The sequence below is a fragment of the Brevibacterium sp. Z349TD_9 genome (genome assembly GCF_056173565.1).
Window position 1 is genome coordinate 146,883 of the sequence record NZ_CM149680.1, and the last position, 21,982, is coordinate 168,864.

At 68.0% G+C, this 21,982-nt stretch carries 23 protein-coding genes; 12 read left to right on the top strand and 11 right to left on the bottom strand.

The window, feature by feature from the left end; genetic code table 11:
- Window positions 1-55: 55 nt before the first annotated feature.
- The 4 genes from AC0VYB_RS00640 to AC0VYB_RS00655 all read left to right on the top strand — a co-directional run bounded on the left by AC0VYB_RS00640 (window position 56) and on the right by AC0VYB_RS00655 (window position 3,736).
- A complete protein-coding gene (locus tag AC0VYB_RS00640; RefSeq protein ID WP_475384913.1) occupies window positions 56-1,222 on the top strand; it encodes a thiolase family protein in 1,167 nt (388 codons plus the stop codon).
- A gap of 113 nt (window positions 1,223-1,335) precedes the next feature.
- On the top strand, window positions 1,336-2,070 hold the full coding sequence (locus tag AC0VYB_RS00645; protein WP_435382117.1) for an enoyl-CoA hydratase/isomerase family protein: 735 nt from the start codon (window positions 1,336-1,338) through the stop codon (window positions 2,068-2,070).
- A gap of 110 nt (window positions 2,071-2,180) precedes the next feature.
- Window positions 2,181-2,963: a 3-hydroxyacyl-CoA dehydrogenase family protein gene (locus tag AC0VYB_RS00650; protein WP_063248799.1), complete on the top strand. Its 783-nt coding sequence runs from the start codon at window positions 2,181-2,183 to the stop codon at window positions 2,961-2,963.
- Window positions 2,957-3,736: an enoyl-CoA hydratase/isomerase family protein gene (locus AC0VYB_RS00655; RefSeq protein WP_162909134.1), complete on the top strand. Its 780-nt coding sequence runs from the start codon at window positions 2,957-2,959 to the stop codon at window positions 3,734-3,736. Before AC0VYB_RS00650 ends, AC0VYB_RS00655 begins: the two co-directional genes overlap by 7 nt.
- A gap of 26 nt (window positions 3,737-3,762) precedes the next feature.
- Here the strand turns inward: AC0VYB_RS00655 and AC0VYB_RS00660 are convergent, their stop codons facing one another.
- From AC0VYB_RS00660 to AC0VYB_RS00690, 7 genes are all read right to left on the bottom strand, one after another.
- On the bottom strand, window positions 3,763-4,209 hold the full coding sequence (locus tag AC0VYB_RS00660; RefSeq protein ID WP_227007151.1) for a TVP38/TMEM64 family protein: 447 nt from the start codon (window positions 4,207-4,209) through the stop codon (window positions 3,763-3,765).
- A 410-nt stretch (window positions 4,210-4,619) separates the two neighbouring features.
- Window positions 4,620-5,228: a DUF998 domain-containing protein gene (locus tag AC0VYB_RS00665; RefSeq protein WP_063248723.1), complete on the bottom strand. Its 609-nt coding sequence runs from the start codon at window positions 5,226-5,228 to the stop codon at window positions 4,620-4,622.
- A 31-nt stretch (window positions 5,229-5,259) separates the two neighbouring features.
- Complete coding sequence (locus AC0VYB_RS00670; protein WP_063248722.1) at window positions 5,260-5,679, bottom strand: MarR family winged helix-turn-helix transcriptional regulator; 420 nt, start codon at window positions 5,677-5,679, stop codon at window positions 5,260-5,262.
- A gap of 147 nt (window positions 5,680-5,826) precedes the next feature.
- Entirely contained in the window at window positions 5,827-5,997 is a 171-nt protein-coding gene (locus tag AC0VYB_RS00675) for a hypothetical protein (protein WP_156491120.1), read from the bottom strand.
- Window positions 5,998-6,014: 17 nt separating this feature from the next.
- Window positions 6,015-7,388 carry an L-lactate MFS transporter gene (locus AC0VYB_RS00680; RefSeq protein WP_063248721.1) on the bottom strand — a complete coding sequence of 458 codons (1,374 nt, stop codon included), beginning with the start codon at window positions 7,386-7,388 and terminating at the stop codon, window positions 6,015-6,017.
- Window positions 7,389-7,660: 272 nt separating this feature from the next.
- Window positions 7,661-8,410 (bottom strand): SurA N-terminal domain-containing protein, encoded by a 750-nt coding sequence (locus tag AC0VYB_RS00685; RefSeq protein WP_063248720.1) that lies wholly within the window; start codon window positions 8,408-8,410, stop codon window positions 7,661-7,663.
- A gap of 105 nt (window positions 8,411-8,515) precedes the next feature.
- Window positions 8,516-9,082, bottom strand: coding sequence for a dihydrofolate reductase family protein (locus AC0VYB_RS00690; RefSeq protein ID WP_082834831.1), 567 nt, complete (start codon window positions 9,080-9,082; stop codon window positions 8,516-8,518).
- Window positions 9,083-9,248: 166 nt separating this feature from the next.
- Here AC0VYB_RS00690 and AC0VYB_RS00695 point away from each other — a divergent pair, with 166 nt between their 5' ends.
- Window positions 9,249-10,457, top strand: a complete 1,209-nt coding sequence (locus AC0VYB_RS00695) for a M20 metallopeptidase family protein (RefSeq protein WP_063248719.1) — start codon at window positions 9,249-9,251, stop codon at window positions 10,455-10,457.
- 84 nt (window positions 10,458-10,541) lie between these two features.
- Here the strand turns inward: AC0VYB_RS00695 and AC0VYB_RS00700 are convergent, their stop codons facing one another.
- Window positions 10,542-12,227, bottom strand: coding sequence for a BCCT family transporter (locus tag AC0VYB_RS00700; protein ID WP_063248718.1), 1,686 nt, complete (start codon window positions 12,225-12,227; stop codon window positions 10,542-10,544).
- A gap of 77 nt (window positions 12,228-12,304) precedes the next feature.
- The gene (locus AC0VYB_RS00705) at window positions 12,305-13,279 is read right to left on the bottom strand and encodes a flavin reductase (protein ID WP_063248717.1); all 975 of its coding nucleotides are present in this window, start codon (window positions 13,277-13,279) and stop codon (window positions 12,305-12,307) included.
- A 116-nt stretch (window positions 13,280-13,395) separates the two neighbouring features.
- On the opposite strand from AC0VYB_RS00705, the gene AC0VYB_RS00710 reads away from it, so the two are divergent.
- The 7 genes from AC0VYB_RS00710 to AC0VYB_RS00740 are packed head-to-tail and all read left to right on the top strand — an operon-like array spanning window position 13,396 to window position 18,947.
- Window positions 13,396-14,088 (top strand): GntR family transcriptional regulator, encoded by a 693-nt coding sequence (locus tag AC0VYB_RS00710; protein ID WP_063248716.1) that lies wholly within the window; start codon window positions 13,396-13,398, stop codon window positions 14,086-14,088.
- Entirely contained in the window at window positions 14,085-14,765 is a 681-nt protein-coding gene (locus tag AC0VYB_RS00715) for an amino acid synthesis family protein (RefSeq protein ID WP_082834830.1), read from the top strand. Before AC0VYB_RS00710 ends, AC0VYB_RS00715 begins: the two co-directional genes overlap by 4 nt.
- On the top strand, window positions 14,762-15,313 hold the full coding sequence (locus AC0VYB_RS00720) for an amino acid synthesis family protein (protein WP_201671819.1): 552 nt from the start codon (window positions 14,762-14,764) through the stop codon (window positions 15,311-15,313). The genes AC0VYB_RS00715 and AC0VYB_RS00720 overlap by 4 nt, the downstream gene beginning before the upstream one ends.
- A 12-nt stretch (window positions 15,314-15,325) precedes the next feature.
- Window positions 15,326-16,174, top strand: coding sequence for an alpha/beta fold hydrolase (locus AC0VYB_RS00725; protein WP_201671818.1), 849 nt, complete (start codon window positions 15,326-15,328; stop codon window positions 16,172-16,174).
- The gene (locus AC0VYB_RS00730) at window positions 16,171-17,652 is read left to right on the top strand and encodes an aldehyde dehydrogenase (RefSeq protein WP_201671817.1); all 1,482 of its coding nucleotides are present in this window, start codon (window positions 16,171-16,173) and stop codon (window positions 17,650-17,652) included. The genes AC0VYB_RS00725 and AC0VYB_RS00730 overlap by 4 nt, the downstream gene beginning before the upstream one ends.
- Window positions 17,649-17,858, top strand: coding sequence for a 4-oxalocrotonate tautomerase family protein (locus AC0VYB_RS00735; RefSeq protein WP_260984625.1), 210 nt, complete (start codon window positions 17,649-17,651; stop codon window positions 17,856-17,858). Before AC0VYB_RS00730 ends, AC0VYB_RS00735 begins: the two co-directional genes overlap by 4 nt.
- 42 nt (window positions 17,859-17,900) lie before the next feature.
- A complete protein-coding gene (locus AC0VYB_RS00740; protein WP_201671816.1) occupies window positions 17,901-18,947 on the top strand; it encodes an LLM class flavin-dependent oxidoreductase in 1,047 nt (348 codons plus the stop codon).
- 146 nt (window positions 18,948-19,093) lie between these two features.
- On the opposite strand, the gene fdhA is transcribed toward AC0VYB_RS00740, so the two are convergent.
- On the bottom strand, window positions 19,094-20,308 hold the full coding sequence (gene fdhA / locus AC0VYB_RS00745; protein ID WP_201671815.1) for a formaldehyde dehydrogenase, glutathione-independent: 1,215 nt from the start codon (window positions 20,306-20,308) through the stop codon (window positions 19,094-19,096).
- A 553-nt stretch (window positions 20,309-20,861) separates the two neighbouring features.
- Entirely contained in the window at window positions 20,862-21,794 is a 933-nt protein-coding gene (locus AC0VYB_RS00750) for a LysR family transcriptional regulator (protein ID WP_009380154.1), read from the bottom strand.
- Window positions 21,795-21,982: the final 188 nt, after the last annotated feature.

The window sequence follows — 21,982 nt, forward strand, 5'->3', positions numbered from 1 at the left end:
GCCTGATGTGGCAGGCGTTACGATCGACTCGTCTGAACCGACTTGAAGGAGCATCATGCCCGAGGCATTCATCCTTGACGGACTGCGCACGCCCATCGGCCGCTACGGAGGCGCACTCGCCGACCAGCGGCCCGACGACCTCCTCGCGACGACGCTGAAAGCCGTCGTCGACCGCACCGGCATCGACCCCGCCGACATCGACGAGGTGATCATGGGGGCGGCGAACCAGGCCGGGGAGGACAACCGCAACGTCGCCCGCATGGCCGTCCTCCTCGCCGGCCTGCCCGACTTGATCCCCGGCTTCACCGTCAACCGGCTGTGCGCCTCGGGACTGACCTCGATCATCCAGGGCCGGGCGATGATCGCGGCCGGAGACGCCGACGTCGTCGTCGCCGGCGGCGTCGAGTCGATGACCCGCGCACCCTGGGTGGTCGAGAAGCCCTCGAAGGCCTGGGCGAAGCCCGGGAAGTCCTTCGACACGTCGATCGGCTGGCGCTTCCCCAACCCGCAGTTCGGGGAGAACGTCACCTACTCGATGCCTGAGACGGCCGAGAACGTCGCCAAGCGGTGGAACATCTCCCGCGAGGAGCTCGACGACTTCGCCTTCGCCTCCCACCAGCGGGCGCTCGCCGCGCAGGACGAGGGGAAGTTCGACCCCGAGATCCTTCCCATCGGCGATGTGAGCAAGGACGAAGGTCCACGCCCGGACACGACCCCGGAGAAGCTCGCGAAGCTGCGCGCCCTCCACGGCGAGGGCAGCGTCATCACCGCCGGCAACTCGTCGTCGCTCAACGACGGCGCCGCCGTGACGATCCTCGTCTCCGACCGCTACGCCGAGAAGCACGGCATTGACCCGCGCGCCCGCGTCGTCGCCGGAGCCAGCGCCGGCGTGCCCCCGGAGATCATGGGCATCGGCCCGGTCCCCGCGACCGAGAAGGCGCTCGCCCGCGTCGGCTGGAGCGTGAACGACCTCGATGCCGTCGAACTCAACGAGGCCTTCGCCTCGCAGTCGCTCGCCTGCATCCGCGATCTCGGGCTCAACCCGGACATCGTCAACCAGTTCGGCGGGGCGATCGCGCTCGGCCACCCTCTCGGCGCCTCGGGCACCCGCATCACGCTCACCCTGCTCAACCGCATGGAGCAGGGCGAGGACCAGCGAGGTCTGGCGACGATGTGCGTCGGCGTGGGTCAGGGTTCGGCCGTCCTCCTGGAACGCCCGTGAGCACGGCTGCGTCGCAGGGCGACGGTTCTGTGAGCGGAGAGGGCACCGCCGCGAGTGACGCCTCCGCGGCCGACGACGCCTCCCCACTGCTCGTCGAACGTCGGGACGACCGGATGGTCATCCGGCTCAACCGCCCCGAGGTGCGCAACGCGATCGACCTGACGATGGTCGAGGCCCTCCACGAGGTCTGCGCCGAACTCGAAGCGCACCCGCAGGTCGCGATCCTCACCGGCACGGGAGGGACCTTCGCCGCCGGAGCCGACATCGGTCAGCTGCGCGAGCGCCGCCGCGACGACGCGCTCGCCGGCATCAACTCGAAGATCTTCAGCCGCATCCTCGACCTGCCGATGCCCGTCATCGGCCTCATCGACGGCTACGCCCTCGGCGGGGGAGCGGAGCTCGCGTTCGCGTGCGACTTCCGCATCGGGACGCCGGCGACGAAGATCGGCAACCCCGAACCCGGTCTCGGCATCCTCGCCGCGGCCGGTGCCGCATGGCGCCTGCGCGAACTCGTCGGCGAGCCCCGGGCCAAGGAGATCCTCCTGGCCGGACGCACGCTCCAGGCCGATGAGGCCCGCAGCATCGGTCTCCTCAACGACGTCGTCGACCCCGATGAGCTCGAAGCCGCGGGTGAGGCGCTCGCCGACCGGATCGCGAGCTTCGCGCCCCTGGCCGTGCGGCTGACGAAGTCGGCGTTCCATGCCCCCCGCGAGGCCCACCCCCTCATCGACAACGTCGCCCAGGCGGTGCTCTTCGAGACCGACGAGAAGTTCGCCCGGATGGACGCCTTCCTCGCCCGGCGCGAGGAGAAGCGGCGCGAGAAGAAGCAGCAGGAGAGAGTCGAGTGAGCGAGCAGAACCAGTCACAGGCGGCCCCCGGCGCGACCGACGAGGCGCGTCCGGCGACCGAAGACAGGGCCTACGTGCCTGACACCGTCGGCGTCTACGGCGGCGGCCGGATGGGGGCGGGCATCGCCCACGCGTTCGCAAGCGCCGGCGCCCGCGTCATCGTCATCGAGAACACCGAGGAGACCGCGGCCGCGGCCCGGGAGCGGGTCGAGGCCTCGATCGAGAAGTCCCGCGCGAAGGGCCTTGAGGTCCCCGGCCGGGTCGAGGTCGTCCGCGACCCGACCCTGCTCGACCAGGCGCTGCTCGTCGTCGAAGCCGTCCCCGAGGACGTCGCCCTCAAGCAGCGGGTCCTCGCCGACATCGCGAAGTTCGCCCCCGCGGCGAGCATCGGGACGAACACGAGTTCACTCTCGATCGACGAGCTCGCCTCCGTCCTGCCCCGCCCCCAGGCTCTCATCGGCCTCCACTTCTTCAACCCCGTCCCGGTCTCCGACCTCGTCGAGATCGTCGTCGGCTCCCGCACCTCGCCCGACCTCGTCACTGCCGCGACGAACTGGGTGGCCGGTCTCGGCAAGACCCCGATCACGGTCACCGATTCGCCCGGGTTCGCGTCCTCGCGCCTCGGCGTCGCGCTCGCCCTCGAGGCGATGCGCATGGTCGAAGAGGGTGTGGCCAGCGCCGAGGACATCGACACCGCGATGACGCTCGGCTACCGGCACCCGGCCGGACCGCTGAAGACGACCGATATCGTCGGCCTCGACGTCCGCCTCGGCATCGCCGAGCACCTCGAACGCGAACTCGGTCCCCGCTTCGCCCCACCCCAGCTGCTCCGCGACAAGGTCGCCGCCGGCGAACTCGGCCGCAAGACGGGCAAGGGGTTCTACGAATGGTGACCGAGATCCGCCTGGCCACCCGCGGCCCGATCGCCGAGATCGTCCTCGACGGACCCGAGTCCCGCAACGCCCTCGATGCCGGCAGCCTCCGCGCCCTCGCCGAGGCGGTGTCGACGGTCGCCGAGGCGGTGCCGGACGTCCGCGTCCTCCTCATCCGCGGTGAGGGGAAGGTGTTCTGCTCCGGTCGCGACATCTCCGCCGTCGACGTCGAGACCGACGACGCCCACGCGTTCCTCGCCGAGGTGTTCACCCCGATCGTCCAGGCCATCCGGGGCCTCTCCATCCCCGTCGTCGCCCAGGTCCAGGGGGCGGCGCTCGGGCTCGGCTTCGGTCTCGCCGCGGCCGCCGACATCATCTACGCCGCCGAGGATGCGAAGTTCGGCTCGCCGTTCGCCGCGATCGGGGCGGTGCTCGACTCCGGCGCCCATCACGTCTTCCTCGACCGGGTCGGCTACCACCGGACGATGGACCTCATCGTCACCGGTGACTTCATGTCCGGCGCCGAGGCGGCGGCGACGGGAATCGTCTCCCGCGCCGTCCCCGCGGCCGAACTCGAGGACTTCGTCGCGGCGAAGCTCGCCCGGATCGTCACCGGCCCCGCCGAGGCGTACGCGATGGAGAAGGGCTTCGTCCAGAGGCTCGCCGACGAGCGGCCCTCGTTCGCCGAGGTCCTCGACGCCGAAGCGCACCTCCAGGAGACGGCGCGGCGCACCCCCGACTACGCCGAGGGCTTCCGCGCCTTCCAAGAGCGGCGCAAGCCGAACTTCGGGTAGGGCGCTGGCCGGGCGTTCTGATACCCTCAGCCGTCGGCCGCCTCGGTGACGGGTCCCGGATTCCCTCGGTTGTCGCGCTCGTCGATGCCGTTCTGGGCCGCAGGTTCCCGGGTCGTCGCTCGCCAGCGACGGAATGCGAGGATCGTCAGGGTGCCGACGAGGACCCAGGCGACGCCGACGGCGATAGCGTTGGCAATGCTCGGGTCGCCGATGAAGGCCCCGATGCCGACGAGGGCGAAAAGGCCGGGCAGCGAGGAGATCGTCGTGGCCGTGAGAAACGTGCGATTGTCGATCCCGAAGGCGCCGCTGCCGTAGTTGACCGGCCAGTACGGCAGACCCGGCAGGAGGCGGAGTGTGCACACCGCGTAGAAGCCGCCGCCGTGGAGTTGGGTTTCGACCGCCTCGGCGTGGGAGCCGAGCATCTTCCTCGCGGTCGGACGGCCGAGGCCGCCGGGCGATCCAGTACCCGGCATACCCTCCGAGGACGATGCCGATGAGCGTGAGCAGGGTTCCCAGCGGCAGACCGAACGCGAGCCCACCGGCGACGGCGACGATCGTCACCGGGATCGGGGTGGCCGCGACCACCGTGGCGAGGGCGACGAAGACGGCGAAGCCCCACGCGCCCGCCTCGGCGATCTCATCCTGGAGCACGCGGGGAGTTGGCAGGTGGACGTTGACCACGAGCCAGAGTCCGGCGAGGACGACGACGGCGAGGGCCGCGTTGCGCACGATCGACCCCCACGCGAGACGTCCGCGTCTGCGGGGAGGGGTCTTGGGGTTCGTCGTCGGCACGGATCGAGTGTACGCCTCAAGGACGTCGGAGGGGCCCGGGCGGGCTCGGGGCGGAAGGTGGACCGGGGTGAGCGGGGCGGAGCTGGCTGTCTCAGGCGCTGAGCATCATCAGTCCGGCGGCGACGCCGATGTAGAAGAGGCTCACCGAGAGGATGAAGATCCGCTCGGAGATGCCGAAGACCTTCGGCCTCAGCCTCGAGACGACGAGGACGAGGACGCTCACGGCCAGCGAGATCGCGGCGATCCACCCGATGACGGCCAGCGTCGAGGCGAGCCACGCGGGGCCCTCGGCGGTGAAGAGACGGGTGAAGTTGCCCATGCACGCGTAGGTGAGGGCGAACCAGGCGATCGCGAAGAGGTAGTGGAGGCGGCCGACGAGCGTCGTCTTCGCACCCTCGAGATCGGTCGGCGCGAAGGGGAGGGCGACGAAGATCCCCGCGAGGACGAGCAGGGCGATCGTGATGCCCGTGGCATCCGACCAGTCGGGGACGCCTGTGATCACCGCTCCGGCGAGGAGTGCCCAGAATCCTGCGGTCAGCCAGGTCATGATCGAACTCAGCCTCCGCGTCGGTCCGACCGCGTAGTCGCTGACGGCATGGGAGACGATCGAGTAGTCGCTGGGCACGAGGTGGAGGGCGACGAAGACACCGAGCCGGGCGAGTCCGAGGACGAGGGCGAGAAGGGCGAAGGTCACTGCCATGAGAGCTCCTGGAGGAGAGGTGCGAGAGGGGTTACGGGTTGCGGACGGTGCGGACTTCGTCGTGGAGGTCGCGGATCGTCTGGGCGAGGGCCTGCGGGTCGAGGCCGATCGTGCGGGCGTTGTCGTCGAGTGAGCTCCCGAGGAGGCGTCCGCACTGCTCGGCCTTCTCCTCACCCGCCGAGGTGAGGTGGAGTTCGCGTCGGTTCCCCGAACCGGCCGCGGCCCGGTTGTCGACGTACCCCGCGCTGAGCAGGGCCTTGACGATGCCGCTGCCGGCCGCCTCGGTGACGCCGAGGGACCGGGCCAGGGTGCGTCCGGTGATTCCCGGGTGCTGGCCGAGGATGACCAGGGCGACGTACTGGTTGTAGCTCAGGCCCTCCGGCGCGAGGATCCGCTCGGCCCACCGGTCGAGGGTGCGCACGAGGTCGTGGAGTTCGAAGGCGAGGTCCATGACACTAAGTTAAGCACTTAAGTTAATGGGTGGCAAGAGGGTGCCCGGACGGGGTGCGCACATGCCGACGGCCCCGGCCCGGACGGAGGGTCCGGGGCGGGGCCGTCGTCCGGCCGCCTCGGCGGGGGAGGGGCCGGTCGGCGACGTTCAGCCGGTGAAGATCGCCACGGCTTTGATCACGGTCAGGGTGAGGCCCCACGCGAGGCCGCCGACGACGACCACGGTGAGTGCGGAGCCGATGACTTTGTAGGCGCCGCCGACGGGCGACTGCGGGGAGCCGGTGGCGGGAACCGACGACCAGGTCTCGGAGCTGCTCATGTCTTCTCCTCCTTCCTTCAGTCGGTCTCAGCCGTCGATGCGGACTTCGGGGTCGCCTCGGCGGTCGTGGGTTCGAGGTACTTGTCCTTGACCGGGGTGACGAGCAGGTTCGCGACGAAGCCGATGGCCAGGGCGCCGACCATGATGAACATGCCCGGAGTGTAGAGCTCGGGTCCGGTCTTGCCGGCCTTCTCCCCGGCCTCGACGACAGAGTTGACGATGAGCGGACCGGCGACACCTGCTGCCGACCATGCGGTGAGCAGGCGGCCGTGGATCGCGCCGACCTGGAAGACGCCGAAGAGGTCCTTGAGGTAGGCGGGGATCGTCGCGAAGCCGCCGCCGTAGAACGAGATGATGAGGAGCGTCGCTGCGACGAAGAGGACGATCGACCCGCCGCCGAAGAGTGCGACGACGAGGTAGAGGATGGCTCCGCCGCCGAGGTAGATCATGTAGTTGTTCTTCCGGCCGAGGTAGTCCGACGTCGTCGACCACACGAAACGGCCGGCCATGTTGCCGATCGAGAGCAGGCCGACGAATCCGGCGGCGGCTGCGGCCGTGATGCCGAAGTAGGCCTGGATCATCGGGGCGGCGTTCTCGAGGATGCCGATGCCGGCGGTGACGTTGAGGAAGAGGACGATCCACAGCAGCCAGAACTGGCGGGTGCGCACGGCGTTCTTCGCCGAGACGTTGCCGGTCGTCTGCATCGGCTTGGCCTTGATCGTCGACGGGTCGAAGCCCTCGGGCTTCCAGTCCGGGTGCGGGACGCGGATGACGTAGGCGCCGGCGGCGATGACGACGGCGTAGATGATGCCGAGGGTGAGGAACGTCGGGGTGAGACCGGCGACGAGGTTCTCCGGTTCGCTGCCGCCGCCGTAGAAGGACATGAGCTGGTTCGACAGGGGGCTCGCGATGAGCGCTCCGCCGCCGAAGCCCATGATCGCCAGGCCCGTGGCCAGGCCCGGACGGTCGGGGAACCACTTCATCAGGGTCGAGACCGGCGAGATGTAGCCGATGCCGAGTCCGATGCCGCCGATGAAGCCGTAGCCGAAGTAGACGAGCCACAGCTGCCCGGTCATGATCCCGAGGGCGGAGATGAGGAAGCCTGCGACCCAGCAGGTGCCGGCGGCGACCATCGAGGCGCGGGGCCCGGCCTTCTCGACCCATGTGCCGAAGATCGCCGAGGAGATGCCGAGCATGAGGATCGAGATCGAGAAGATCCAGCCGATCGAGATCTCACCCGCATCGAAGTGCGCCATGAAGGGATTCTTGAAGACGCTGAAGGCGTAGACCTGGCCGATGCACAGGTGGATCGCCAATGCCGCCGGCGGCATCAGCCATCGGTTGAAGTCCTTCGGCGCGACGATCGCTGACCGAGAGAGTACGGAAGCCATGGGGACCCTTTTCGTCTGTGCTTCCCGGGTCGTCGACGACGGCGAGGGGAAGCGGTGTGCCAATGCGGTCCGGTGGGAACCGCGTTCATCCCATACAGACTAGAGGCCTCACATGGATATTGCGAGATCCATGGGGAAATTCCTCAGGATCGCGCGTGTCATCCCCGCCGAGGCGGGTGGTTGAATGATCCACTACAGGTGAGATCCGCGTGGGAGTGGGCATCACTGCCCTGAATGATTTCAGGTGAGCTTGTGGGCACGGAATCCGCAGATCAGAGATTGATCGTGACGTCTCCCTTGTCACGCAGTTCGCCCGCGAACTTCTGGGTCGCCTCGGTCGACTTCTCACCCTTGACCTGCTCTTCGAGCTGCGGGCGCATCTCGTCGAGCGAGGGGACCTGCGCCTCCTGGCCGGACTGGGACGCCATCTGCTCCTGCTGATCCTTCGCCCGCTGATAGGCGGCACCGATCTCCTCGTCGGTGACCTCGAACTCGCCGAACTCATCGGCGATGAGGTCCTCGATCTTCAGCTGGGTGCGCAGCTCCTCATGGACTTTCTTCTCGTCCATGCCCTGATCCGCCATCGCCGCGAGGAAGTCGTCTTTGCTCATCTGGGAGGCCTGGGCGGTCTCGTCGAGGGCGGTGGAGACGTCGTCGTCGGAGGCTTCGATCCCGCGCTTGTCAGCTTCCTGGCTGAGCAGCTTCGTGCTCACGAGGTTCTCGGCCGTCTGCTTCTTCAGCCCCTCCTCGTCGACGGGCTGACCACCCTGCTGGGCCTGCATCATCATCTGCTGGTACTGGGTCTCGTAGAGGGGGACGAAGTCGTCCTTCGTGATCGTCTCGCCGTTGACCTCGGCGACGACGTCGGGGATGTCGGCGGTGTTCGGCGCGCCGTCCTGGCTCGCTTCGGCCGCCGGCGAAGTCACCGCCGGACCGGAGTCCTCGCCGGAGGATCCGCACCCGGCAAGCGCTGCGACGGAGAGGGACACGGCGAGTCCGACCCACCATTTGGTCTTTGGCACAATCACTCCTGTGTGTCGATTCAGCCTGCCAGGCTAACAGGCGCGGATCATTGCGAGCTGTGCGCCCGGCGGGTGGACGGCGGGTGGACGGCCCGGGCGCGACGCTCACAGGCTCGTCGGGACCTCGCCGGCGGGAGTGTACGCCGAGTAGACGACGCCATTGCCGAACGCCTTCGAATCGAGCAGGGTGAGCGGAGGCTGCCGGTGCCCGTCGGGGAAGAAACCGCGACCTCGGCCCTGCCAGACGGGATAGGTGAACATCCGGTACTCATCGACGAGGCCGGCGGTGATGAGCTCGTGGGCGAGCGTGATGCTGCCGGTGAGGATCGCGTCGAGGCCCGGCTGATCGCGCAGTCCCGCGACGACGAGGCGGGGGTCGGTGCTCATCACCCGCGAGTTCTCCCACTGGGGATCGGTCATGGTCGAGGAGAACACCCATTTGTCGACCTTGTCCATCTGCGCGGAGATGCCCGTCGTGTCATCGTTCTTCCCCGGCCAGTAGCTGCGGAAGTCCTCGAACGTCTGCCGACCGAGCAGGAGGAGCTGTTCGCGGGCGGTCTGGCTCCTCACCTCGGCGAGGAGCTCATCGTCCTGGGCCTGCGGGTCGAACCAGTCGTCGAGCATCTCGACCCGGCCGTCGAGGGTGACGTTCTGCGTGATGATGATGCGCACTGCTGACTCCTTCGTCGGGGCCCGCCCGTGGGCGCTGCGTCGTCGGTCCCGCCACAGGCCCGGTTGCCGACAACGCTACGCCCAAGCGCCGACGAGCGCGAGAGGCCGATCGCTCGGGAGGTGGACCGGGCGGGGGATGCCGGCGCATCGAACTAGGATCGGAGGCATGTCGATCCCTGATCTCCGCAGCGCTGCGCAGTCCATCCTCCCCGACCTCGTCACCCTCCGCCGCACCCTCCACGCGAACCCCGAACTCGGCACCGATCTGCCCTTCACGCAGGCTCAGGTGCTCGAGGCCCTCGCGGGGCTGGGACTCGACGTGAGCACGGGGGATTCGCTCACCTCGGTGGTGGCGGTCCTGCGGGGCGGACGCCCGGGACCCGCGGTGCTGCTGCGTGGGGACATGGATGCGCTGCCGGTGACCGAGGAGACCGGGCTCGACTTCGCGTCGACGAACGGGAACATGCACGCATGCGGGCACGACCTCCACACGGCCGGCCTCGTCGGGGCGGCCCGACTGCTCGCCGTACACCGCGATGAGCTGCCCGGCTCGGTGATCTTCATGTTCCAGCCCGCGGAGGAGAGCGACGGCGGCGCCGAGCCGATGATCGCCGAGGGCGTCCTCGAGGCGGCGGGAGTGCCGGTCGTCGCCGCCTACGGCATCCACGTCGAGGCCGATGTCCGCGGCCGGTTCACGACGAGGGGCGGTCCGCTCATGGCCGGGTTCGCCGACCTCCACGTCACCATCCACGGGGCCGGCGGGCACAGTTCGCAGCCGCAGTCGACGCGGGACCCGGTGCCCGCGGTCGCTGAGCTCGCGCTCGCCCTCAACACGATGACGACCCGGTCGTTCGACATCTTCGACCCCGTCGTCGTCACCGTCACTCAGCTGCAGGGCGCGCAGGCGACGAACGTCATCCCCGACGATGCGTCGCTCGCCGCGTCGATCCGCTTCCTCTCCGCCGAATCGCTGGCCCTGCTTCAGGAGCGGGTCGGAGAGATCGCCGAGGGAATCGCGCGGGCCCACCGGTGCACCGCCTCGGTGGACTTCGAGGTCGGGTTCCCGGTCACGGTCAACGACCCCGCCGAGGCGGCCCTGGTCACCCAGCGCCTGCGCGGACTCTTCGGGGAGGAGAACGTCGCCACCCTCGAGCATCCCCGGATGGGTTCCGAGGACTTCTCCTTCGTGCTCGAGAGGGTGCCCGGTGCCTTCGTCTTCCTCGGTGCCACACCCGAAGGCATCGACCCGGACGCGGAGACGAACCATTCCCCGCGCGTGCAGTTCGACGACGACCTCCTCGGCGATCAGGCGGCAGCGCTCGCCCACCTTGCGTACGCGCGGCTTCTCGACGAGGCGGGGGAGACGACCGACTGAGCACCGAGACCGACACTTCGCACCGAGACCGACGGGTGGAAGTGTCGGTCTCGGCGCGAAGTGTCGGTGTCGATGGCCGGGGACTCAGCTGTCGTCGGCGGTGGTGAGGCTCGGCGGCAGGTCCTTGCGCCGCACCGTGCGGAACGCATCCATGTCGTGATCCTCGTGCAGGGTCTTGACGATGCAGATCCCGAGGAGGGCGACGATGACGGCGAAGGGCAGTGCCGAGAGCATCGCAGCCTGCTGGAGTGCCGCGAGACCGCCGGCGAAGAAGAGGACCATCGCCGTCGTACCGGTGAGCACACCCCACACGGTGAGCACCCAGCGACTCGGTTCGAGGGTGCCCCGCGAGGTGAGCATGCTGAGGACGAACGTGTTCGCGTCCGCGCCGGAGACGAAGTAGAGGACGACGAGGATGATCGCGATGACCGACGTCAGACCGGTGAGCGGAAGGTTGCCCAGGGTCTCGAAGAATGCGGAGTTGACGTCCTCGGCGGCGGCCTTGCCGATCGCACCGGTGCCGTCCATGTCGATCTTGATCGCCGTCCCGCCGAAGACCGTGAACCAGGCGAAGAAGACGAGGCTGGGCACGCCCATGACGCCGAGGACGAATTCGCGCACGGTCCGCCCCTTGGAGATCTTCGCGAGGAAGACTCCGACGAACGCACCCCAGCTCAGCCACCACGCCATCATGAAGTAGGTCCAGTACTGGTACCAGCCGACTGCATCGGAGGTCAGCGGGGTGAGCAGGCTCGTGGTGAAGAACTCGCCGAGGTACTGGCCGGTGGCGCGGAAGAAGAGGTTGCCGATGAAGCCGGTGGGCCCCGCGATGAGGACGAAGAGGCCGAGGAAGATCGAGAGCACGGCAGTCGTCTGGCTGAGGAACTTGATGCCCCGGTTGACGCCCGAGAGGGCGGAGAGAGTGAAGATCACCGTGATGCCGAGGATGATGACGATCTGGACGAAGAGCTCGTTCGGGATCCCGAGCACACGATTGAGCCCTTCGGCGATCTGCGAGGCGCCGAGACCGAGTGACGTCGTGGTTCCGAAGAGCGTCGCGACGACGGCCATGATGTCGACGAGCTTGCCCAGCCATCCGTCCATCGCCTTGCCGAAGATCGGCCGGAGCATCGGAGAGATGAGCCCGGTGTTGCCGCGCTTGTGAGTCGAATAGGCGATCGCGAGACCGAACACCCCGAACACCGCCCACGCGTGCGGTCCCCAGTCGAAATACGAGTACTGGAGGGCGACGACGGCCGCCTCGGTGCTGCCGGGTGCTGCGAGATCATGGGGTGGGGTGGTGAAGTGGGAGATCGGCTCCGCCACGCCGTAGCTGATGAGGCCGATGCCCATGACGGCGGAGAGGATCATCGCCAGCCAGGCCCATGTGCTGAACTCGGGGCGGTCGTCCTCGGCGCCGAGGCGGACCCGACCATAGCGGCCGAACCCGAGGTAGATGAGCAGGCCGATGCAGCCGAGGGTGACGATGAGGTAGGACCAGCCGACGTTCGCGGCGACCGCGTCCATCGCCGTCGTCATCGTCGACGCCATGCCCTCAGGCGCGATGACGCCCCAAAGCGTGAACGCTGCGACACCGGCGATCGAGATCCAGAACACCGCCCCCGGCCGACTGCGCAGGGCATTCGCCTCGGCCATCGCCGGCGAGATGCCGTCTCCGAATTCCATGCCGCGACCGGGGAGCTGCGCATGCCGGTGGTCTCGCTGCGCCTCGTGGTCATCCCCGTCGCTGCGGTCGGATTCGTGTTTCATGGGAGAACTCCACTTCCTTGTGAATCAGTTCTGAATGAATCTGGTGCAGGTGCTTCGGTGGGGTCCTCCCCTCACGGTCATCCCAGCGACCGGAGGTCCTCGCTGTCGAAGAACTTTCCGGCCTTGTAGATCATCGGTGCATCGTCGGTGGCCTCGGCACTGCGGACCCTGCCGATGAAGACCGTGTGGGTGAGCGCCTGGAAGCGCTCCTTGATCTCGACTTCGATCGACGCCGCGGAGCCGTCGATGAGCGGTGACCCGTTCGCCGCAGGGTGCCAGTCGAGACTGGCGAACTTGTCAGGCGCCTTCGACGCGAACACCCCGATGGTCTCCCGCTGGTTCCTGCTCATGATGTTGATGCCCATGTGGGTGGAGCGGAAGAGAGCGGGGTAGGTCGAGGACGTCTTCTGCACACAGACGAGGACGAGCGGGGGATCGAGGGAGACCGAGTTGTACGAATTCACCGCCAGACCGCGCGGCTTCCCGTCCTCGTCGGTGGTCGTGACCACGGTGACGCCGGTGATGAACTGACGGTTGAAGGCTTTGAGCGAGTCAGCGGACGGGCGGCCCGAGAGGTCGTCGGTGACGACGTCGTCCGGAGCGGCCTCGAATGCCGAGGACAGCGATTTGAGCCCGAGGTCGGCGAGCAGCTCGTGGGCATCCCACGTGACCTGCTCGCGGCTGATCCGCGACCCGTCGAGCGTGATGAGGTTCGATCCGTGCGTCGTCACAGTCTGTCCCGTCGGGGGGACGTCGTTGAGCGGCTCGGTGAAGGTGCCGACCGAATGCCAGTAGACAGCCGCTTCGCTGCCTTCGATGAGGAGGTGATCGATCGTCGTCGTGAGATCCGGGAATGCCGAGCGGATCTCCCTGATCTCCTGCTTGATGGCCTCCGCGTCCTTCTCGTGACCGGAGTTCGTCGAGACGCGCACGTAGTCATCGGTGACGAGGGCGTCGAAGGCGTCGATGTCGTCGGAGTCCCAGACGGCATGCCAGGCGTCGATGATGGTCTGCTTCACACTGCTGTGGGTGAGGTCTTGTGCTTCTTGCATACCAGAGACGATAGAATGAGGCGGATGCATTCGTCAACAGGTTTAATGAAGTCGATAAAATCAATGCTTTTGCGGCACTGTTGACATCCCGTCATGTATGCAAGTAATTTTCTTGTATGCAACAGATTTCCAGCGACGCTCAGTCCAGCGAGTCGTTCCTCGACCGGGTTCGCTCGCTCATCCTCAGCGACGGCTACGCACCGGGCGACATGATCCCCGAGTCCAGCCTCGCGGAGTCCTTCGGGGTCAGCCGCACGCCGATCAGAGAGGCGTTCAAGCAGCTCGAGTACGAGGGCCTCGTCGAGATCCGACCGCGGGTGGGGACCTTCCTCCGACGTCCGCAGCGCAGGGAGATCATCGAGATGTTCCAGCTCAAGGAGTCACTCGAGGGCCTGGCGGCGAATCTCTTCGCCCGGCGCGGGGCGATTCCGGAGCTGGCGATGCTCAAGGACAACGCCGACGCCTCCGATGCCGCGGCGCTTGCCGGCGACGCCGACACCTACGCTCGGCTCGTCCACGAATTCCACTGGACGCTGGTGCGCGGAGCCGACAACCTCAAACTCGTCGAAACCTATGAGCGTCTCATGCATCAGCTCGCCTACCACCGGATCGTCATCAGCGCCGTGCAGCGTCCCGGACGTCTGCGCGAATCGGTCGGCGAACACCACGCGGTGATCGAAGCGATCGAGAACAAGGACTGGTTCGGTGCCGAGATCGCGATGCGCGAGCACGTGAGCGCCTCGAGTCGGGCCGCACTGCTCTCCCTGACCGAGACGCACGAGCTCGCCGACCAGGAGGAGGGCCGATGAGCGCGGAGTCCATGATCGGCGTCGCCGCAGACTCGGCGACGGATGAGGGTCTGCCGCAGAGCTTCGAGGAGCTGGCGCGCCGGTTGGGCGTCCGCTCGCTCACCCTCCATCGCAATGAGATCCTCTCCGAGGCCGGCACCGAGCTCGATGCCCCGCTCATCCAGGCCGCAGCGGTCGCCGTCGTCAGCAATCCGTGGACGGGCACCGGTCCCGACGAGGACCTCGGTCCGGCGACCGAGAAGCTCGCCCCCGTCCTGGCGAAGGTCCTCACCGACCGCCTCCTCCTGGCACTCGGCGCCCCCGACCGGGTCGAGGCCTTCGGCAAGGCCGCGGTCGTCGGCACGGCAGGGGAACTCGAACACGCCGGCGCCCTCATCCACACCCCGTACTTCGGCAACATCATGCGGGAGATGCTCGACGGCACCTCGGTGCTCTGCTTCGCCGACGGTCGGGCGGCCGCCTCGGCGAGCATCCGGGTTCCCATGTGGCACAAGACCCACGCGACGTCGCGTGACCATTACCAGTCCATCGAGGTCCGCCTCCCCGACGCCCCCCACGCGGACGAGATCTGCATCATCGCCGCAGCGTCGAGCGGCCCCCGGCCGTTCGCGCGCATCGGCGACCGTCGCACCGACGGCGCCGTGACCACCGACATCCTGAAAGGACTCATCGCATGAAGATCCGCAAGATCACGACGATCACCGAAGACATCCTCGCCGAAGGCGGCCGCCCGGTCGACCCGCCGATCCGCGTCGCAGCGGTCGCCGCGGTGATCGAGAACCCCTGGTACGGACAGGGATTCGTCGACGACCTCGGGCCCGGGATCGACGCGACGGCGAGCGACCTCGGAGCCACGCTTGCGCCGCGCGTCATGGAGGCCCTCGGCGGTGAGCTCGAAGCCTACGGGAAGGCGGCGATCGTCGGGCTCGGCGGCGAGATCGAACACGGCTCGGCGCTCATCCACACGCTCAAGTTCGGCAACCACTTCCGGGATGCCGCCTCGGCGAGCACCCTCCTGCCCGCCGTCGAGAAGCGCGCGGAGGCGGGAGCGATCTTCGACATCCCGCTCAAGCACTTCACCGATGCGACGATCCGCTCGCATCACCAGACCTTCGAATGGCGGATCTCCGACGCTCCGCACGCCGATGAGATCGTCGTCGCCCTCGCCGGATCGACCGGTGGTCGTCCGCAGCAGAGGCTCGCGCCGCTGTCGGCGGACAAGTAGGGCGCAGCGATCATGCGGGAAGACGATGACGTCCCCGTCGTCCTGCTCCACGGGGTGGGGCTCGACCGGACCGTGTGGGCGCGCGTCGAGGCTCTCCTCGGCCGGAGGACCATGGCGCTCGACCTGCCCGGCCACGGCGCTCAGCCGCCGCTGACGGCACCGACGACGCTGGCGGAGATGGCCGCTGACGTCGCCCTCCGTCTGCCGCCCGGTCCGGTCCACCTCGTCGGATTCTCGCTCGGCGCGCTCATCGCGCAGAAGCTGGCCGTGACCCAGCCCGGGCGGGTCCGGAGCCTCACGTGCGTGAGCTCCGTGTGCGCACGCACCGAGGAGGAGTCGGACGCGGTCCGGCAGCGGCTGGTCGGAGCGCGTGAGGACTTCGCCGGCAGCATGGAGCGCGCCCTCGACCGGTGGTTTCCCACCGGAGAAGACGCCGACTCCGAGCAGTGGCGCGCGGAGACCCGCGAGGTGCTGCTGCGCAACGATCCGGAGTCCTACGGCCATGCCTACACGGTCTTCGCCACCGGAGACCGCGACATCGAACCGGAGCTCTCGGGCATCGCCGTCCCCACTCTTGCGATCACCGGTGAGCTCGATCCCGGGTCGACACCGGAGATGAGCTTCCGACTGAGGGACAGGATCGCGGGCACCGAGGTCGACATCGTCCCCGGCGCCCGGCACATGCTGCCGGTGACGAATCCTCACGAACTCGTCGACCGCCTCGGCGCCCTCATCGACAAGGCGAGACACGGAACCGCCGGTGACGGGATCACCGCAGACAACGACGACACGGACGCTGTTCCCGCCGAGCCCGGCAGCACACCGACCGAGACCGATCCGACCGAGAGGAGCGCGGAATGACGACCAGACTCGACCACTTCATCGCGGGGGAGCACAGCGCCCCGAGCGACGGAGGCTATCTCACCAGCACGAACCCCGCCACGCTGGAGACGCTCTACGAATTCGCACGCGGCACCGAAGCCGACGTGACCAGGGCCGTCGATGCCGCCGCCGCGGCGTTCGCCTCCCGCGGATGGCAGCGGACGACGCCCACCCAGCGCGGGCACCTCCTGCGCAGGTTCGGCGACCTCATCGGCGAGAACGCCGACGAACTCGCGCGGCTCGAGAGCCAGGACAACGGCAAGCTGCTGCGGGAGATGGTCGGGCAGCTCGCGGGCCTGCCCGAGTACCTCTACTACTACGGGGGTCTCGCGGACAAGGTCCAGGGGTCGCAGATCCCGACGAACTCGCCCGAGGTCATCAACTTCACCCAGCGGGAGGCGCTCGGCGTCGTCGGCCTCATCACGCCGTGGAACTCTCCGATGACGCTGACGCTCTCGAAGCTCGCGCCCGCCCTCGCCGCCGGCAACACCGCCGTCATCAAGCCGAGCGAATACACGTCGAGGACGATCCTGCGGCTGGCCGAACTCGCGTACGAGGCCGGCTTCCCCGCCGGAGTCGTCAACGTCGTCACCGGTCTCGGCGCCGAGGCGGGACAGGCCCTCGTCGACTCGCCGAAGCTCGCGAAGATCTCGTTCACGGGGTCGACGCGGACGGGATCGGCGATCGCCGCCTCGGCGGCCGGACGATTCATCGGATCGACACTCGAGCTGGGAGGCAAGAGCCCGAACATCGTCTTCGACGACGCAGACGTGTCGAATGCGGCCATGGGCGTCATCGCCGGAATCTTCGCCGCCGCCGGCCAGACGTGCATCGCGGGCTCCCGGGTGTTCGCCCAGCGGGGGATCTACGACGAGCTGCTCGAGAAGGTCACGGCCCGAGCCGCCTCCATCGTCATCGGCGACCCGATGGCCGAGGAGACCGAACTCGGTCCGCTCGCCTTCCAAGCGCAGCTGGACAAGGTGAGCGAGTACGTCGGCATCGGCGTCGCAGAGGGCGGTCGCATCGCCTACGGGGGAGGCCGGCCCGAGGTCGACCTGCCCGGCTACTTCTTCCAGCCCACCGTGCTCACCGACACGACGAACGACATGCGCATCACCCAGGAGGAGATCTTCGGACCGGTGGCCGCCGTCATGCCCTTCGACACCGAGGAGGAGGTGCTCGAACTCGCCAACGACACCGAGTACGGACTGGCGGCCGGCGTGTGGACGACGAACCTCGCCCGCAGCATGCGCATGTCCCAGCGGCTCGAGGCCGGCACCATCTGGATCAACATGTATCGGGCGATGTCGCCGATGTCCCCGCGCCAGGGGTTCAAGAACTCCGGTGTCGGCATCGAGCACGGAATCGAGTCGATGCACGAGTACACCCGCCTCAAGAGCATCTGGATCAACACCGACGAAGGGCCCGTCGCCGACCCGTTCGTCCTCGGGAGGTGAGGACATTGCCGCTCATCGACATCTCCATCGCCAAGGGACGCACACCCGAGCAGCTGCGCGCGCTCATCGCCGGAGTCCATGAGGTCGCGGCGACGACCACCGGCGCCGCCGACGAGAACATCACCGTGATCGTCCGCGAGGTCGAGAAGGAACTCTGGTCGCGGACGAACACCACGATCGCCGAACGCGACGACACCACCCACTGAGCACTGTCCCGGAGTCGAGGCTCCGGGTGGAAAGGACCAACGATGCGCTTCTCGCTCTTCCTCCACATGGAACGCTGGGACGATTCGATCAGCCCCGAACAGCACTGGCAGAACCTCGTCGAACTCGTCAAGATGGCCGAGGCCGGCGGATTCGGCACCGTCTGGATCGGTGAGCACCATTCGATGGAGTACGTCTCCTCGCCGAGCCCGATGCCCCAGCTCGCCGCCCTCGCCGCGCAGACGTCGACGATCAGGCTCGGATCGGGCACGATCATCGCCCCGTTCTGGCATCCGCTGCGCGCGGCAGGAGAGGTCGCCCTCCTCGACGTCATCAGCGGCGGCCGGGCCGAGGTCGGCATCGCCCGCGGCGCGTATCAGTTCGAGTTCGACCGGATGGCCGGGGGCATGCCCGCAGCCGACGGAGGAGAGTATCTGCGGGAGCTCGTCCCGGCCATGCGTGCGCTCCTCCAGGGCGATTACGCCCATGACGGCGAGCACTGGCAGTTCCCGGTCTCGACGGCCGTGCCGAAGCCCGTGCAGACGCCGACACCGCCGATCTGGCTCGCCGCCCGCAGTCCCGAGACCCACGACTTCGCCGTGGCCAACGGCTGCAACGTCCAGGTCACACCGCTGATGAAGGACGATCGCGAGGTCGAGGACCTCATGAACAAGTTCGAGACCGCGCTCGCCGCGCACCCTGAAGTCGAGAAGCGCCCGGAGATCATGGTGCTCCGCCACACCTACGTCCATTCGCCCGAAGACCCCGAGGGCTGGAAGGTCGGAGCTGCGGGCATCAACAAGTACTACCGCACCTTCTCCGCGTGGGCGTTCGGGAAGAAGGATCCGGTCGACGGGTTCCTCGACCCGACGCCCGAGGAGAAGTTCGCCGACCGCCCGGAGTTCTCCCTCGAGTCGCTGCACCAGTCAGCGATGATCGGGACTCCCGCCGAGGTGACCGAGCGCATCCGGCACTACGAAGACCTCGGCTACGACGAGTACAGCTTCTGGTCGGACAATGCGCTCACCCACGAGGAGAAGAAGGCGTCGCTGCAGCTCTTCATCGACGAGGTCGTCCCGCAGTTCCGGTGAGTCGACTGCGCCTCCGCCGTCGACGCGTCGGGCGCTGAGGGGTCAAGGCGCTCGCCGCTGCTGCACCGAGACCGACGCTTCGCATCGAGACCGACGGGTGGAAGTGTCGGTCTCGGCGCGAAGTGTCGGTGTCGATGGTCGGGGGCTCAGGCGCGGATGAGCCCGTGGGGGTCGAGGACGAACTTCTTCGCCACTCCGGAGTCGAAGTCCGCATAGCCCTGGGGCGCCTCGTCGAGGCCGATCGCGGTCGCGTTGACGTTCTTCGCGATCGAGACCTTGTCGTGGAGGATCGCCTGCATGAGGCCGCGGTTGTACTTCATCACCGGGCACTGGCCGGTGACGAAGACGTGGGACTTCGCGAAGCCGAGGCCGAAGCGCATCGACAGCGACCCTTCCTTCGCCGCCTCGTCGACGGCACCCGGATCGCCGGTGACGTAGAGCCCGGGGATGCCGAGGCTGCCGCCGGCCCGCGTGATCTCCATGAGCGAGTTGAGCACGGTCGCCGGAGCCTCATGGCTCGCGTCCTTGCCGTGCCCGCGGGCCTCGAAGCCGACGGCGTCGATGCCGCAGTCGACCTCCGGGGTGCCGAGGATCTGCTCGATCTGATCCTTCGGGTCGCCCTTCGAGACGTCGACCGTCTCGCAGCCGAAGCTGCGCGCCTGCGCGAGCCGGTCCTCGTTGAGGTCGCCGACGATGACGACGGCGGCACCGAGGAGCAGCGCCGAGGTGGCTGCGGCGAGTCCGACGGGACCGGCACCGGCGACGTAGACCGTCGACCCCACCTGCACGCCGGCGCCGACGGCACCGTGGAACCCGGTGGGGAAGATGTCCGAGAGCATCGTGAGGTCGAGGATCTTCTCCATCGCCTGGTCTTTGTCGGGGAACTTGAGGACGTTCCAGTCGGCGTAGGGCACGAGCACGTACTCGGCCTGGCCGCCGACCCAGCCGCCCATGTCGACGTAGCCGTACGCCGAGCCCGGGCGGTCGGGATTGACGTTGAGGCAGATGCCCGTCTTGCCCTCCTTGCAGTTGCGGCACCGACCGCACGAGATGTTGAACGGCACCGAGACGAGGTCCCCGACATTGACGAACTCGACGTCCCTGCCGACCTCGACGACCTCGCCGGTGATCTCGTGCCCGAGGACGAGCCCCTCGGGAGCGGTCGTGCGACCGCGGACCATGTGCTGGTCAGAGCCGCAGATGTTCGTCGCGACCGTCTTGAGGATGACGCCGTGATCGACCTTCCGGCCGACGTTGGCGGGGTTGACGCCCGGACCGTCCTTGAGGACGAACTCGGGGTATTCGGTGTCGATGACCTCGACCTTGCCGGGACCTGCGTAGCTGACTGCCTTGTTGCTCATCCTTGAGCCTCCGTTCGGACGGAATCGCTGAGACGTTCGGCGGGAGAGCCGATCGGCCTCCTGAAATATCAGTCTTGTATCAGACGTGGTGTCAGTCTCGTGGTGCGGGGAAGAGTTTGTCAACACCCCATCGCTTGCCACGTTAATCGAACCCGTGGAGGTCCGGAAGCGCATACCGAGGGCGGAGACCCGGCGTCTCAGCCCGCCTCGCGGTGCCGCCACAGACACCGACGCGGTCAACCGACAAAAACGCGGTCTGCTAACCACGTATATGTCGGTTCACCGCGTCGAAGCGCCGAGGCGGTCGCCCGAGGGTCGGTTCACCGCGTATATGTCGGTTGACCGAGTCGAAGCGCCGAGGCGGTTGACCGAGTCGAAGCGTCGAGGTGGTTCCCCGCCATGCTGCCGGCCCGCGCTGCCGCCGTGCCGCCTCAGCGTGCCGCCACAGCCACCGACGCGGTCAACCGACAAAAACGCGGTCTGCTTACCGCGTATTTGTCGGTTCACCGCGTCGAAGTGCCAGAGCCGCCCGCGCCGCCCCGCCCCCGGCGTCTCAGTCCGCCTCGCCGAGGCGGGTGGCGAGAATCCGCTGCGACGTCGCCTTGAGGTGGCGCAGGGACTCCCGGATGAGCGGCGATCCGCGGCTGCCGGTGCGCACCGCGGCGATGATCTTCCTGCTCAGGCGCCCGGTTCCGGCCAACCTCACCCGTCGCACATTGGCTTCGCCGGCGAGGCTCGCGAGCCGGGGCACGAGGCTGACCCCGACGCCGGCGCCGACGAGTGCCGCCGAGGTCTCCCACTCGACGGACTCGTGGGCGATCGTCGGGGTCACGCCGGCGGCGGTGAACGCGGCGATGAAGAGCGCGTGATAGGGCGAGCCGGGCATCGCCGTGATCCAGTCCTCGCCGGCGAGTTCGGACAGCGTCACCGAATCGCGTCCGGCGACAGGATGGTCGGAGGGGACCATGACGTCGAGCGGGTCGTCGAGGAGGTCGACCTTCTCGAAGCGCGCATCGTTCTCGGCCCGGGAGTCGCCTTGCGGGGAGACGACGACGGCAAGGTCGATGCGCTCGGCGACGAGGAGGTCGAAGCACCGGCTCGGACTCGCCTCGACGATGTGGACGCGGACGTCGGGGTGGGTGCTGCGCAGATGCGCGGCGAGCGGAGCGAGGAGGTTCGCCGAGGCGGTGGAGAACCCGCCGATGCCGAGATGGGAAGGTGCCTGGTCGCCGGCGGTGAACGACGAGGCGCGGATCTCCTCCCACACGGAGAGGAGCCGGTCGGAGCGGCGGACGAGATAGCGGCCGGTCGCCGTCAGCCGCAGACCGCGTCCGTCCTTGGTCAGAAGCGTCATCCCCAGCGAATTCTGGAGGTCGCGCAGCTGCGCGGACACCGCCGAAGGGGAGTATCCGGTGAGCTCCGCGGTGGCAGCGATCGTGCCGGTCTCGGCGAAGGTCCGCAGCGTGATGAGACGCGGATCGATCATGGAGACATTATGCACTCATTCCGCACATTGTCCCGCAGGATCTCGCGCTTTTCGTGCAGTGTCAAGCTGTTCTATCGTGACAGCAGCGACACGGCTGCAGGGCGATGGCGCCGCTGATCGCACACTCACCGGCATCGAGGGGGATGGGAATTTGACCGCGACCAATCTGGCACCGACGAAGAAGGGCT